General features: G+C 54.4%; 9 protein-coding genes. All 9 read right to left on the reverse strand.

The window, feature by feature from the left end; genetic code table 11:
- Positions 1-80: 80 nt before the first annotated feature.
- Positions 81-2,444 carry a glycoside hydrolase family 95 protein gene (locus SK3146_RS04870; RefSeq protein ID WP_249864018.1) on the reverse strand — a complete coding sequence of 788 codons (2,364 nt, stop codon included), beginning with the start codon at positions 2,442-2,444 and terminating at the stop codon, positions 81-83.
- Positions 2,445-2,571: 127 nt separating this feature from the next.
- Positions 2,572-3,987 carry a DUF5605 domain-containing protein gene (locus SK3146_RS04875; RefSeq protein WP_434006885.1) on the reverse strand — a complete coding sequence of 472 codons (1,416 nt, stop codon included), beginning with the start codon at positions 3,985-3,987 and terminating at the stop codon, positions 2,572-2,574.
- A 70-nt stretch (positions 3,988-4,057) separates the two neighbouring features.
- Positions 4,058-5,488 carry a DUF5060 domain-containing protein gene (locus SK3146_RS04880; RefSeq protein WP_249864020.1) on the reverse strand — a complete coding sequence of 477 codons (1,431 nt, stop codon included), beginning with the start codon at positions 5,486-5,488 and terminating at the stop codon, positions 4,058-4,060.
- A 31-nt stretch (positions 5,489-5,519) separates the two neighbouring features.
- Entirely contained in the window at positions 5,520-6,425 is a 906-nt protein-coding gene (locus SK3146_RS04885; RefSeq protein ID WP_249864021.1) for a carbohydrate ABC transporter permease, read from the reverse strand.
- Complete coding sequence (locus tag SK3146_RS04890) at positions 6,426-7,331, reverse strand: carbohydrate ABC transporter permease (protein WP_375295452.1); 906 nt, start codon at positions 7,329-7,331, stop codon at positions 6,426-6,428.
- A 52-nt stretch (positions 7,332-7,383) separates the two neighbouring features.
- On the reverse strand, positions 7,384-10,359 hold the full coding sequence (locus tag SK3146_RS04895; RefSeq protein ID WP_249864023.1) for an extracellular solute-binding protein: 2,976 nt from the start codon (positions 10,357-10,359) through the stop codon (positions 7,384-7,386).
- Between the two features lie 27 nt (positions 10,360-10,386).
- Complete coding sequence (locus SK3146_RS04900; RefSeq protein ID WP_249864024.1) at positions 10,387-11,508, reverse strand: ABC transporter ATP-binding protein; 1,122 nt, start codon at positions 11,506-11,508, stop codon at positions 10,387-10,389.
- Positions 11,509-11,908: 400 nt separating this feature from the next.
- Positions 11,909-12,931, reverse strand: coding sequence for a dienelactone hydrolase family protein (locus SK3146_RS04905; protein WP_249864025.1), 1,023 nt, complete (start codon positions 12,929-12,931; stop codon positions 11,909-11,911).
- Between the two features lie 265 nt (positions 12,932-13,196).
- Positions 13,197-14,087: an AraC family transcriptional regulator gene (locus tag SK3146_RS04910; RefSeq protein ID WP_249864026.1), complete on the reverse strand. Its 891-nt coding sequence runs from the start codon at positions 14,085-14,087 to the stop codon at positions 13,197-13,199.
- Between the last annotated feature and the right edge of the window lie 76 nt (positions 14,088-14,163).

Here is a 14,163-nt window from a genome sequence, read left to right on the forward strand (position 1 = left end):
GCAGCAAACAGGCCACCCGGTTAGGATGGCCTGTCTGTGATAGCTCCGAACGATGCAGCGCGAAGCTTGCGCTTATGCTCTTACGATTGCGACGAGGCCCGGCTCGGCTCTATAGGCTGAGCCTGCTTTTGCGCCGTGAGGACATACGTTGCTCCGGCAGCGGCTTCAAATTCGGTCAAATAACCCGATGTCCGACACACTGCCGGCTTGCCGTTCATCTCCACCCGCAGCGGAGCCTCGGGACGGCGGCAGGCGATACGGCATATTCCCGATTGCGTCGCTTTCAGAACGCAGCGGGTCAGCTCGCCCGCTTCCCATTCCATGTCGATCTCATAGCCTCCGCGCGCGCGCAGCCCGGATACTTGACCGCTCTGCCAGACGCTCGGCAGCGCCGGAAGCAGAGCGATTTCTCCGCGGTGGGATTGCAGCAGCATCTCGGCGATGCCGGCAATGCCGCCGAAATTGCCGTCGATCTGGAACGGCGGATGATTGTCGAACAAGTTAGGCAGCGTCGACAGGGAGAGCAGCAGCTTCAGATGCTCGTAAGCCTGCTCCCCATCCTCCAAGCGGGCATAGAAGTTAAGAATCCAGGCCCGGCTCCAGCCCGTATGGCCTCCTCCGTGCTCCAGCCGGCGCTCCAGCGTCCTTCTGGCCGCTTGCGCCCATTCCGGCGTATGCCGCACATGAATGATTTCGCCTGGATGCAGGGCGAACAGATGGGAGATATGCCGGTGACCGGGATGCACCTCATCCCAATCCTCCACCCATTCCTGCAGTTGACCGTGCTTGCCGATTTGCGGCTTCGGCAGCTTGCGCAGCGCCGTCTCCCACTCCGCGCGAATCCCGTCGTCCATCTGCAGCAGCCCGGATGCTTCGATGCAAGCCTGGAACAAAGAGTAAACAATTTGCGTGTCCATGGAAGGGCCGATGCACAGGCAGCCTACGCTGCCGTCCGACCCGATATATTTGTTCTCGGGCGAAGTGGAAGGCCCGGTGACGAGCCGCCCCTGCATATCCTCGAACATATAGTCGAGGAAAAATTCGGCCGCTTCCCTCATGACAGGATACGCTCGTTCGCGCAAGAAACGCCCATCCAGCCCGAAGCGGTAATGCTCCCATAAATGAAGCGACAGCCAGGCCGCTCCCATCGGCCAGATCGAGCCCGGCATAAAGTTGCCCTCGATTTGGGTCGCGCCCCACATATCCGTATTGTGATGCGCTACGATACCTCTGCAGCCATACACCTTCTGGGCCGTAATTCTGCCGTTCGGGCGCATCCGGTCGATCAAATCGAATAAAGGCTCGTGACATTCCGACAGGTTGCATACCTCAGCCGGCCAGTAGTTCATCTCCGTATTGATATTGATCGTATACTTGGACTCCCATGGCGGCGTAAAGCTTTCATTCCATATGCCTTGCAAATTGGCCGGATTCGAGCCGGGACGAGAGCTTGCCATCAGCAGATAACGCCCGAACTGAAAGTAGAGCGAGATCAGGGAAGGATCTTCCGCCCCCTCTTTCCATCTTTGGAGCCGCGCATCCGTCGGAAGTAAAGCGGTTTCATCCTTTTTGGCGGCTGGTCCCAAATCCAGCTTGACACGCTGCATTTTAGCCGTGTGGTCGGCCAAATGATCCTGCTTCACCCGCTCGTATCCTTTGCCCGCGGCATGCTCCAGCTGCTGTATGCATTCTCCCAGCGGATCTTCACAGCGGAAAGTCGTACCGGCGGCGACATAAAGCGTAACGGTCTGCGCCCCGTGCACGGAGAGAAAATCGCCGATGACGCTCACCGTGCCTCCCTCGGCCACCGCTTTGACCGCCGCCGTCAGCGTCACCCCGTCGCGGCCGCATTCGCCCCTCATCACAATCGTGTCCTTACCGAAACGATGGGAGCCTTCGTCGAACGGTCTGCGGCTCAAATTCATCCGTAGGTTCAACATCCCCGGCCGGTCGCACGAAACCCGGACGACCATAACCTGATCTACGGCGCTGCTGAACAGCTCTCTGACATGAGGCACGTCGTTCAGGCTGTAGCACACATGGGCAATGCCCTGCTCGATGTCGAGATCTCGGTAATAATTGGAGATCATCTTCTTCTCCCCGTCATGGTACAGCTGCAGCTCGCCCAGCGGCTGATAAGGATGAAGCGATTTGGGAATGGACATCATTCCCATCTGGGCCAGTTCCTCCGCTTCCACATGGTTTCCCTTCATCAGCAGCCGGCGGACCTCCGGCAAATATTTGCGCCCGTCCGGGTTATTGCCGTTAACCGGCCCTCCGTACCAGACAGAATCTTCATTCAACTGAAGCCGCTCTTGATTGACCTTGCCGAAAATCATCGCACCGAGCCGCCCGTTTCCTATCGGCAGCGCATCCGTCCAGGCTCTTGCCGGCTTCTCGTACCACAGCTTCATCGTTCCCGTTGATTTACGCAAAGATTCCATAATATCTCTCCTCTTCTTAAACTAAGTCGGATCGTTTTGCCGAAGCCAGGTGATATTACATGCGGCCGCCGCGGTCGATAATGGTCTTGGCAGCACACGCGCCGCCCCGACTCCCTATCGGCTCCGGTCACTTGTTAACCGCACGTCTAATGCGCAGAGCGTAATACAATTGGGCAGGCAGATCAATGCGGAACCTTCCTGCAAACTCCCCCTGCAGCGGGGTGATCGTCATGTTCCACGTATCGATCAAGTCGACGCAATACTGCCCTTCCGGAAGCGAAAATTCTCGGTAACTAAAGCGATGGGGACCGAAATATTGCAAATAATATTCCCCGCTTACCTCCAGCGTAGCCGCATCAAGCCTGTCGCTGCTGTAAATCATATCCGCGGGCGCTTCTTCCAATATCCGGCTGAAGAACCGGATTCGCTGCACGCTTTGTCCCTTCAGCGATCCTCCGTGTGACCACCAGAGCGGCCCTTCCTCCTCATCGCCTAAGTAGGTCTCTCCGTGGGTCACATAGCCTCCGCGACAGCGGCCTTCCCACATCCGCAGCACCATCTCCTCCGCCGTCAGGCTTCCCCAGCGCTTATCCAGATTGCCTTCATAACCGCATTCGTCGATAATGACCGGCTTGCGGTACTGCTTCGTGCATTCCGAGGCGACCCTCACATCGCTGTGCTGAATACTGACGTGGGTAATCCAGGGAACGCCGAAGTCATACCAAGTGCGGCAGTTATGTATCGATCGGAGATGACCGGCCGGGTCCTCCTCCTGCACAATACGGAAAAACCGCGTCCAATCCTCGGGCCGCTTATGGGTCATCAGATCGTACTCATTGGCAAGCGACCACCAAACGTTACGGAATGCGCTAAGCCTCGCGACAACATATCGCAGATAACGCTCGTCCTCCTCAGCCGTCATCCGGTCGAAGCCCCAGCGGCCTTCGTCGTACGGATGGAACAAGATCAGGTCGGCCTCGATGCCCAGCTCGGCCAAATCCTTCACTCTCCGCTCCAAATGGGCGAAATAAGCGGGATTCGGGCGGCTAAAGTCAAAGCCTTCATCGGCAGAACCGGCAAAAGGATATATCGGGGGCTCCGCCTGATTAAATTCGTAGTGTTTGGGAAACACGCACATTCTTATTTTGTTGAACGGGGTCTGCCGCAGCGTGCGCAGCGTCTGCTCCTGCAGCTCTTCCTCCTGCAAATGCCAGACATAGCCGGTTGTGCCGATCGGCGTATAGCGAGTGCCGTCGGCATATTGAAAATGAACCTCGTCCTTGACCCGGACGGGCCCATGATTGCCCTCTTCTCGGCCGGAGCAGACGAAACTCCCCCGGGTGCCGTCCAGAGCGGGACAGTTTGCGCTGACCGAGTAAGTCCAATCCCCTTCGAGCTCGGGCATAAAGCGAATGCGGTATCTCCCCTCCCCGTCGTAGAAGCCTTCTACCGCCGCTTCATATTCGCCGCAGCGAAAGCAAGCGCTTAACCTGACATCCGTAAAAGGGTTGCCCTCGGCGGGCCCTTGAAGCGTCAGCTCCATCAATCCCCAACGGGGCACAATCGTATCGGTGCTCGTACTCAGTACGTTCTCCTCCTCTCTTTCCGGCCCCTCATACTTTCTGAAGGCGCAAAGCCATGTACGGTTTGCCGGGAAGCCTCACTTTGGATTTTCCTTGAAAGACGGGTTCCAGCGGGGTTATCGTCATATTCCATATATCGATGAGCTCCGCCCGGAAAGCGGCGTCTTCCGCCAGCTCGACGTATCGGTAGGCGGGCTGGTAATTGCCGAGATAAATCAGCTTGTACGTCCCGTCCTCCCCGGCCTGAATCCAGTCTTCCGGAGCCTCCTCCATAATCCGACGCAAGAAAGCGATACGCTCGGCGCTTTCTCCGTACATCAATCCTCCGAACGAAATCCAGGCCCGCGTCTCGCGGTCGATGAACGACTCCCCATGCGCTACGAAACCGCCGCGCGAGAAGCCTTCCCAGAACCGGTGGACCATCTCCAGGCCCGAAATATTGCCCCATCGTCTCGAGCTGTTGCCCTCATAGGAGATTTCATCAATGACAATCGGCTTCGCCGCAGCTTCGCGCCAATTGGTCGTCAAAGCCGCGTCCCAATGCTGGATGCTCTGATGCGTAATCCAAGACTTCGTATAGTCGTACAGCGTAGACGATTTATACATCTTCGTTCCGTTATGAATCGAGCGCAGATGCTGATACGGATCGCACTGCTGAACGAATTGGATAAGGCGGTCCCAATCCGCCACGGTTTTAAATTTATTGAAATCGTATTCGTTGGAGAGCGACCACCATACATTGCGGTAAGCGGCCAGCCTTGCGATCACATAACGCAAATAAAAGCAGTCTTCCTCCGGCTCCATATTATCGAAGCCCCAATGCCCCTTATCGTACGGATGGAACAAAATCAGGTCGGCTTCGATCCCGAGCCGCTGCAGATCCTCGATTCTTCGCTCCAGATGGGCGAAGAACGACGGGTTAAAGCGCGTTTTGTCAATATCCTCGGGACAAGTTCCGGCGAAGGCAATCTGCGGCGGCTTCATGTCCCGCGTCGGCAAGAGGCACATTCTCACCTTATTGAACGGCGAATTTGCCAATGAAGCCAGCGTATGCTCCTCCAGTTCCTCATTACCGAGATGCGTCCAATGATAGCAGGTAGTTCCGAACGGCATATAGCGCGTGCCGTCTTCATATTCGAAATAATATCGGTTCTTCACCCGCACCGGACCATGATTGCCCGCAGACGGAGCGACACAGAGAAACTCGCCGGCAATGCCGTCAAGCTCGCTGCAGCTGCTCCTTGTAACAAAGCGCCACACGCCCGGTTCGTCCGGCATGAAGCGGATTTTGTACGTTCCGTCCCCGTCATAGAAGCCTTCGGGCTCCAGCCTTCGGTTTTTGTATTGAAACGTTGCAATTAGCCGCACATCCCGGTAAGGGTTTCCCCCGCTCGGCCCGCTTAAGGCGAGCTCGAACCGTCCCCATTGCTCCACACGGTCCTTCCACTGCTTTATGCTCATCGGTACTGGCGCCTCCTTCCTCTGTTCCGTCTTATTTAATGCCGGAATGAGCCATTGTAGCAATGACCTTGCTCTGGAATAACAAAAAGATGATCAAATTCGGTAAAAACATCAGCAGCGCCGCAGCCGCAGCCGCTCCCTGCCTCGCCACGCTGTTAGCCATGCCGCTGGTCAGCGTCGAGATGTAGAACGGGAACGTTTTCATCTCTTCCTGCTGCATGAACAGCGTCGACGTCTCCGTATTCCCCCATGCGGCGTTGAAGGCAATAATGCCGATCGTAGCTACGGCCGGCATGATGACCGGCAGCACGATTTTCATAAAAATCGTATACTCCCGCGCCCCATCCATCTTCGCCGAGTCAAGCAGCTCGTTCGGCAACTGGTCGATAAACTGCTTCATGAGAAACACCCCGGTCGGCACTGCAACCATCGGCATAATATGGCCGAGATACGTATTCATAATGCCGAGCTTGCTGACGACCAGATACCGGGGGATAGCTACGGTTTCCGGAGCAAACAACAGCGTCAGCAAGATCATCCCGAAGACGAGCTTATGTCCCGGAAATTTATGCTTGGAAATCGGGTAAGCGCACATCGCGCTGACTACTGTAACAATTATAACGCATAAAATCGCCACGACGACACTGTTAAAAATATATCTTGTAATCGGTATCGCCGTACCTTTGGTTATCGCCAGCAGCTCGACGAAATTTTGAAACGAAGGATGCCGGGCAAAAATGTTAGGCGGATAAATAAACAGCTCCTGATACGGCTTCAATGCGTGGTTCAAAATATATACGAGCGGCATCAGCATAAAAATGCTGAGCACGACCAACAGCAGCACCGCAAATTTCTCGAACGGCCCGAGCCTGTTCAGCCTCGACCTTCTTCGCCACGGAATCAGCTTTCCCAGCTTCTCCGCGCTCATGACTTTCATCTATTCGTCCTCCTTCGTTCCGAACAATCTCCAGCAGAGCTTGTTGGCTGCGTAAATAAGAATCAGCAGGAATACGGATAATGCCGTAGCATACCCGAGCTCGAAGCGGGTAAAGCCGTAATCGTCGATCTGGCTTATAATGAGATGCCCCGCATACTGCGGAGTCGGATTCATCCCGGACAGCTGCGTGCCGATCCCCCCGGCTTTGAATGCGCCGACGATCGCCATGACCGCGCCGAAAAGCATCTGCGGCTTGGTCGATGGTATCGTAATATACCAGATTTCCTCGAGCCTGCTTTTAATTCCGTCCAGCCTTCCCGCTTCGTACAGCTCGTGATTGACGTTCAATATGCCGGCCAGCATCGCCAGAAAGCCGATCCCCATGCTGGACCATAAAGTGACGACGATCATCGACGTCATCAAATGCTCCTTGCTCGTCACCCACAATACCGGCTCGTTGATCAGACCCAGCTTGATAAGGAAGCTGTTCAAGTAGCCGATCCGGTCGCCGGATAACAACGGCAGCCAGATGATGCTCATCGCCACTCCGCCCGCAAGGGACGGAGTATACAAGGCGAGAGTGAACCATTTGCGGTAGACGCCCGGCAGTATCGAGATTAGCCAAGCGAGCAGGAACGAGGCGGCATATCCGCCGGGACCTACAATCGTCGCAAACTTGAACGTATTCGGAATCGCATACTTGATCAAAATCAAATCCTGGGAAAGCATATACCGGAAATTGGCCCAGCCTACGAACCTCGGCGGCTCAAGCGAGTTGTAATAGGTGAAACTAAGCCCGAAGGCGGCGATAACCGGGATCATGATAAAAATCATAAAGCATATCATGAACGGTGCGATAAACACATACGAAGCGCGGTACTCCCATATCGCTTGAAAAGGCGACATCCGCTTCTGCTTCGCCCGGCTTGTGGAAGTATGCGCTGCCGTTACGGCCTGCTCACTTTTTAACATACTTATCCACCCCTTCCCACGGTTTGGTTATACTAGGCAAGTTTAATGACTTCACGACATTGCCGTTGTCGTCGATAAAATGGAATTCCTGCATTTTCCTTTGAATCTCCCTGTCGATATCGACAATGGCGGTCTCCAGAGAGGTTCGGTAGTTGATTCCGTCCACGACCGTCCGGTTCCAGGCGTTCTGCAGCTCGCGCTCCATGAAATAGCTGCCCGGCACGTTAGGAATTTCTCTGAACCATCTCCACTGCTCCATGATCGCGTTCAAATCGTCTTTTTTCCAAGGAAGCTTGGCGAAAGCGTCGATATTCGACGTGTTCCAGCGGAAGCTGACGCCGTTCAGCGTCTCCAGATCGGTGCCGTAGCGCTCCTGAATTTCAGCCGACGTCCACCATTTGAGAAACTCCCAGCTCTCCTGCGGCTTCTTCGTTTGTTTGAAAATTGCGGAGGATTGCATGCCTCCGCCCATCCAGCGGGCTACGGTGCCGTCCGGCTGCTTCACGCCGGGAATCGGAGCGACGCCCCACCACCCGTTCAGCTCGGGAGCGGCTACCGTCAGCTCGATATACATCCCAAGATCGCCGATCCCGAGCGGGATCGTGCCGTCGCGGAAATGCTGATAGAAGCTGGAGAGCGAGCGGTCGACCGCGTACTTGTTGTACAGGTCGGTCCATTTCTTGAACGAGTCGAAGCCCTTCTCCGTTCCGAGTGCGGTCTTGGAACCGTCCGCCGCAAAATAATCGGCGCCGTTCTGAAGGAAGAACGGGTTATGGCCGACCGGCGTAATGTTCATGCCGTTTTGCTGCAGAATCGGCAGCATTTTATACACATCGTCCCAAGTGTCGGGGACGCTAAGGCCCAGACTTTGCAGCACATCCTTGCGGTAATACATCATCTGGAACGTCTGCGTTTCCGGCATTCCGTAGTAGCCGCCGTTATAATAGAACGGCGTCCACGAACCCGGAGCAAACTGTTTGTACACTTCGTCAAAATCCGGAAATTGCTTTAAATCGTATATTCCGTTACGCATTGCATACTCGAACGGCAAGTCCTGTCCGAGCCCCAAAGCGACGTCTGGCGCTATCCCTGCGGCGTTCATCAGCACGAGCAATCCTGCGTCGGGGAGCAGGTTGACCTTCACTTTGATGCCGGTCTGCGGGGTGAACGATTCATTGGCCAAATCCTGCAGCAAATTCACATAGTCCCTTCCGCGCAGCACCCACACGTTCAGTACATCGTCCTGCATTTTATTCAAATTTTCCTTCGGCATAAAGGAATAAAAGAAATTAATGAAGGCCCCTTGAATTTTTTGCGGCATCGACGCTTCCATTTTCGGAAAGCTCTTCTCTACCGGCGCAATGAAGATCCGGTCGAGCTGGAGCGGCTGCGTATTGAGCTGCTGAATCAAATCGCCGATTTTCCCCTGCAGCGTCACCAGCCGGCTCGCTTCGTACGGAATTTCATTCTCGTTTTTCAGCAGCGACTGAATGTCCTGCTCGACGGTCACGATACCTTGCGACACGGCGTCCGGACGTCCGTTAACGGTTTCCAGCCTTGTGCGCACATCGGCCAGCTTTTTCCCGAGAGCGCCTAATTGCTCGATGAAGCCCGGAAGATCCTTGCGGATTTCCCATGTCCGGTTTTTATCGTCCACGCCTCCCGTCAGCGCTTTTAAATCGGCCGCCAGCTTTTTCAAATCGGCAATGCCGCTCTCCAGATCGATAATGACCGGCTTCAAAGGCGCTTGCGTTACGCGCATCGATAACGTATTTTTTCCTTTTTGCAAATAAAATTCGAACGGCTTGCCTGCGCTATCCTCCAGCGTAACGCCTTTCCAGCCGGAAGCGTACAGGAAACGGTACGCCTTCAGCTCGGCAAACGGCACCTTGCCGTTAATCGAGATCGTACGGAAGGACGAACGGTTCGAGAGGAACGACTGCTGCGCCCGCATCGCGATCTTGTAATACCCGCTTTCCGGAACCTCGAAGCTCCAGCTGGCCTCCTGATTGCCGGTGGACCACCGTTCTCCGTCGATCGTATTGTATGTAATTTTGCCCCGTACGTACGGAACGGATGCGATGTCGTTGTCATAAGACAACGGGATGGATGAATCGTTTTTCCAATCGACCTGCTCGGCCTCGATGACGATCGGATCGGCTTGCACCGCAGCCGCGTCGGCCGGAGACGTTCTTCGGACCGTCTGATACGGGTCCGTAATGACCGGCGCTTTGAACGAGACGGATTCGATGGCGACCGGATCGCTGCCGGCGAAGCGAATCTTGTGCTTGCCCGGCGTCAAATACCAGAGCAGCGGGTCCTCATACGAGCCCCCGGAATCGCGGAACGAATCGCTCAGCCAGCCGGAAACATCTTCCGCCATCGGGCGTATCTCGTCTCCGTTATCGTCGGTGCGCGCCGGAAGCTGGTCCTTCCAATGCCGATACAGCTGGACGGATTTCGATTCCAGATAAGGATTGGCTCCGTCCACCGATACGTTCCAGGCGATCGGCTTGCGGTGCTTCGGATCGACGAACGGATGGTACGAAAGCTCCATCGTGTACAACCCGCCTTGCTCGACGTTCACCTCATATTCAATCCATTCGTCGCCTTGAGCGTTCCATATCAAGACGTTGTTTTTCCCGTCGTAAGAGCCTGCGCTCACATTCGCCTGCTCGGACTTGCCGCTCACCGCATTGCCGGGAACCGTAATCATTCCCTTGTGGTCCATGGCGGCGCCGTTTTTCTTCCACTTCTCCAGCACTTCCAAATAGTACGGATCAAGGGATTGACTCTCATCCGCTTTCTTCACAATCCCGGTAGTCTTTGCATCGGTCGCGCCGCTTCCCGGCGACTCGCCGCTGCCATCGGCGAGCCCGGGGAGCGTAGGGCCCAGCACAAAGACGAGCGCCAGCACAGTGGCCAGCCACGGGCGGGTTCTTACTAATGTCTTCAACTCCATCCCTCCGCTGTTTCTTTAGCTTCAAGCTTAGTATGCCAAATTATCCATCGTATCTTTATCGAAGAAGAGCGCTTTATTCATCGCAAGCGTTAGCGTCAGCTTTTCATTTTCTACAAATTGATGCTCGGGACGGGTGCGGACGATAAACAGATTCGGCGCGCCGATGTCCATATACAAATACAAGTCGGCTCCCATCAGCTCATTAATTTTTTGTATTCCGACGATTTGGGCACCCGGATTCGCCTCGCGAAAGGCGGGCTCAAGGTGGACGTTCTCACAGCGAATACCGAGAATCACGTTGCGGTCGACCTTTTTTTTGCTGCGCAGCACGTTCGAATGTTCGGCAGGGATTTTTAGCGCGTAACGGCTTGTATGAAACTCCAGCTCGCCGTCGGCGTTTTCCTTGATTTGCCCCTCCACCAGATTGATCGGCGGCGTTCCGATAAAGCCCGCTACGAACATGTTGCGCGGGTGATTGTAAATTTTTTGCGGCGTATCGACTTGCTGAATGATGCCGTCTTTCATCACCACGATCCGATGCCCCATCGTCATCGCCTCGACCTGGTCATGCGTGACATAGACCATCGTTACCCCGAGCTGCTTGTGCAGGCGGATAATCTCGGTCCTCATCTGCACCCTCAGCTTGGCGTCCAGATTGGACAATGGCTCATCCATCAAAAACACCTGAGGATTGCGCACGATCGCCCGGCCCAAGGCTACGCGCTGGCGCTGACCGCCGGACAACTGCTTCGGCTTGCGGCTTAAAAACTGCTCGATTTCGAGAATTCTCGCCGTTTTTTTGACTGCAAGATCGATTTCATGCTTGGGCATTTTGCGCAGCCTGAGACCGAAAGCGATATTCTCGTATACGCTCATATTCGGATACAAGGCGTAGTTCTGAAATACCATCGCAATATCGCGATCCTTGGGCGGCAAATGATTGACCAGTTGGTCTCCGATATAGAGCTCGCCGGAGGAAATGTCCTCAAGCCCGGCGATCATGCGGAGCGTTGTCGATTTGCCGCAGCCGGACGGTCCGACCATAACCAAAAATTCGCCGTCGAGAATTTCCAAATTAAAATCTTTTACGGCCTGCCCTTTTTCCTTTCCGTATCGTTTTTCGATGTGGTTTAAAAGAATGCGCCCCATTGCGGCACCCCCAATAATCATTTTCATAGCTTTTGACAACGGTTTCACATTTCCGCCGGAAACAAAGACATTCGCCGCACAGACCTGCTGGGTCCGGTGGCTTGACTTCACCGAAGCGCTGAGCGCCGGGAAGCGATATTTCTATTGGCGATAAAAACTACCTCTATTCGCGGTCGCTCGTCGGTGATGTTGCATCGGTAAGCGTTTTTACCTCCACATAGAAATCCTGACTTCACCGAAGCGCAAGCGCCGGGAAGCGATATTTCTATTGGCGATAAAAACTACCTCTATTCGCGGTCGCTCATCGATGCTTGTGCTTCGGTAAGCGTTTTTATCATTATACCTCCACCCCATTACGCGATTATAGGTGATGATAACTTACTCTATAGGGTAATCATGCTCAGGCTCTCAGCGCGGAAGCCAGCCATTCATAGGACCGGCGCCCCGAAACCTCGTGTTTGCCCGGAAATAAATCGCTTCCGAGACGTTCTCCAGCCCCCTCGGCGGCGTAGATTCCCTCTAGCGCCGAGAGCGCAGCCTTCACGGACTCGCAAGGAAATAACGGGTCCTCTGTGCCCGATTCGACAAACAGCGACCTAGGCGCGATCAGCCCTATCAGCTCGGGTAAATCGGCGTAAGGCAAAATAGACGGCAAATAATTGTCGATACAATGATTCATCGCAAGCAGACTGCCCCGGAACGTGCTCGCATAGGCGCTCAGCACCGCCGCCCCGATCCGCTCATCCAGAGCCGCGCTGAAAGCCGCGATCATTCCCCCTCCGGAGAAACCCATCGTTCCGATCCGCGCCGCATCGACCTCGCTCCTGCCGAGCAAATAATCCAGCGAACGAATCGCTTCCAGAACACGCAATCCGGCCGCCGTTCTGCCGTACATCAGCAATCTGGAGGCAAGCGCATGGCAGGAGCTCGCTTTCCGCGGATCTTTGCTCCGCTCCGCAGCAAGCCGCCGATCGCCGAAGCCGATAATTTCGGGAGCCATCACAACAAGCCCCCGTCGCACAAGCTGCAGAGCGAAATGACCGGTAAGCCCCGGATTCCCCTCCTCGCCGGTACCGTCCGGCTTCAATCCGACAATTTCCCGGCTCCCGTAACCGTGCCCGTGCCAGGCGATCACAGCAGGAGCAGGTTGAGCGATTCCATGCGGAATCAGCAAATATGCAGGCATTCGCAAACGCTCAAAGGTGGTGTAAGCGATGCGCTCCAGCGTATAGCCGTCCTTCTCTTGCCGCTCCAGCAAAACCGGGTTCAACGCCTCGGGCATTGCCGGGAACCGGCCGAGCGATTGCAGCAGCCGCTCTCTCACCTCATGCTTTCTCTGCTCCCACGGCTTAAGCTTGCTTGCCTGCCCGTTCAACGCCTGGCTATCATACAAATCGTTTAAAAATTCATCCGGCGACCACATCGATCATCCCTCCGCTTGTTTTTCTGGAATCCGTCTAGAAGCGGTGAAAAACGCTGACTGCGCATGCGAAAGCATCCTCCGATCGCTCTTGTCCCCTGATTTCTTGAATGTTTGGGGATGGTTATTTCCTTTTTCCCACGGAGAAAATCCGTTTTTCCCCAGATTTAAATGGCCCCTCCGCTCTTTTTTCACCGGCTTTCTAAACCTTGTGCACTCTGCGCAGTGCAAAAAGAGCTGCACCCGTATGATGGCCAGCCCTCCTAGCTTAAAGCGATATCGCTTTGTCTTCGAATTCCTGAAAGTTTTGTCTGTACTGACGAGGCGTCACGCCGGTTTTTTTGCGAAACAGCGCATGGAAAAACTTCATATCCAAATAACCGACCTGGTTGGCAATTTGATAAATCGGGATATCGGTCGATTTCAGCAGCTCGCAGCATTTTTGAATACGGACATTTTGCAAATATTGGGTGAACGTAAGTCCTGTCGTCTTTTTAAACAACCGTTGAAAATGGCTCGCGCTCAAGTAAAAATAATCGGCTACATCCTGAACTGTAATGTTCTGCGTATAGTTGCATTTGATGAAGTGGACGACTTCCTCCAGCTTGCTGAACGACGCCGGCTCTTCTTCATTTTTCAGCTCGAACCGCTTCAGCATCACAAGCATCTGTATGAGGAGGGCGACCAGCACCGTGTCGAAGCCGGTGTTTCGTTTCAAATATTCGGAGTACATCGTTTGGAACATCGCCGAGAACGTATCGTGTTTATCTTGAAAATGCAGCCACCGTTCGCTGCACTCATGCGGATAGTAAAAAATATTGTATGTAAAAGAGTCCTTTTGCAAAATAGACTTCCACTGATCCAGCAGCTCATTGCGGAAGATACAGTTGTAAATGACCAGCGTCTTGTCCTGCTTCGGCGAAGACGGGCGAAATACATGCGAGGTTCCGATAGGAATGAGGAACAGATCGCCCTGCTTGATCGGAATGACCTGATCTTCAATATAATGATAGCCGCTGCCTTCCCCCACAAAGCTGATTTCCGTAAAATCATGCGTATGCTGCGCCGTTGTAAACGATTCCAATTCACGATTGATGAAAATATCCATATTTTCGTCAAAGAAGAGGTCGCCACATAAATGATCGATTCTTCCGTTCATGTCCATTCACCTCAGGTACATGATATTTGTGTTGCTCCAGCCAGAAAATGCCGCAATTCGGCCGAGGACAGGAAAT

This window comes from Paenibacillus konkukensis, assembly GCF_023523925.1.
GTDB classification, from domain to species: Bacteria; Bacillota; Bacilli; order Paenibacillales; family NBRC-103111; genus Paenibacillus_S; species Paenibacillus_S doosanensis.

What these genes read in the sequence shown, in the direction of transcription:
- SK3146_RS04870 (WP_249864018.1), bottom strand. Translation starts at nt 2,444, where the DNA reads ATGGAATCTTTGCGTAAATCAACGGGAACGATGAAGCTGTGGTACGAG.
- SK3146_RS04875 (WP_434006885.1), bottom strand. Translation starts at nt 3,987, where the DNA reads ATGGAGCTGACGCTTCAAGGGCCCGCCGAGGGCAACCCTTTTACGGAT.
- SK3146_RS04880 (WP_249864020.1), bottom strand. Translation starts at nt 5,488, where the DNA reads ATGAGCATAAAGCAGTGGAAGGACCGTGTGGAGCAATGGGGACGGTTC.
- SK3146_RS04885 (WP_249864021.1), bottom strand. Translation starts at nt 6,425, where the DNA reads ATGAAAGTCATGAGCGCGGAGAAGCTGGGAAAGCTGATTCCGTGGCGA.
- SK3146_RS04890 (WP_375295452.1), bottom strand. Translation starts at nt 7,331, where the DNA reads ATGTCGCCTTTTCAAGCGATATGGGAGTACCGCGCTTCGTATGTGTTT.
- SK3146_RS04895 (WP_249864023.1), bottom strand. Translation starts at nt 10,359, where the DNA reads ATGGAGTTGAAGACATTAGTAAGAACCCGCCCGTGGCTGGCCACTGTG.
- SK3146_RS04900 (WP_249864024.1), bottom strand. Translation starts at nt 11,508, where the DNA reads ATGGGGCGCATTCTTTTAAACCACATCGAAAAACGATACGGAAAGGAA.
- SK3146_RS04905 (WP_249864025.1), bottom strand. Translation starts at nt 12,931, where the DNA reads ATGTGGTCGCCGGATGAATTTTTAAACGATTTGTATGATAGCCAGGCG.
- SK3146_RS04910 (WP_249864026.1), bottom strand. Translation starts at nt 14,087, where the DNA reads ATGAACGGAAGAATCGATCATTTATGTGGCGACCTCTTCTTTGACGAA.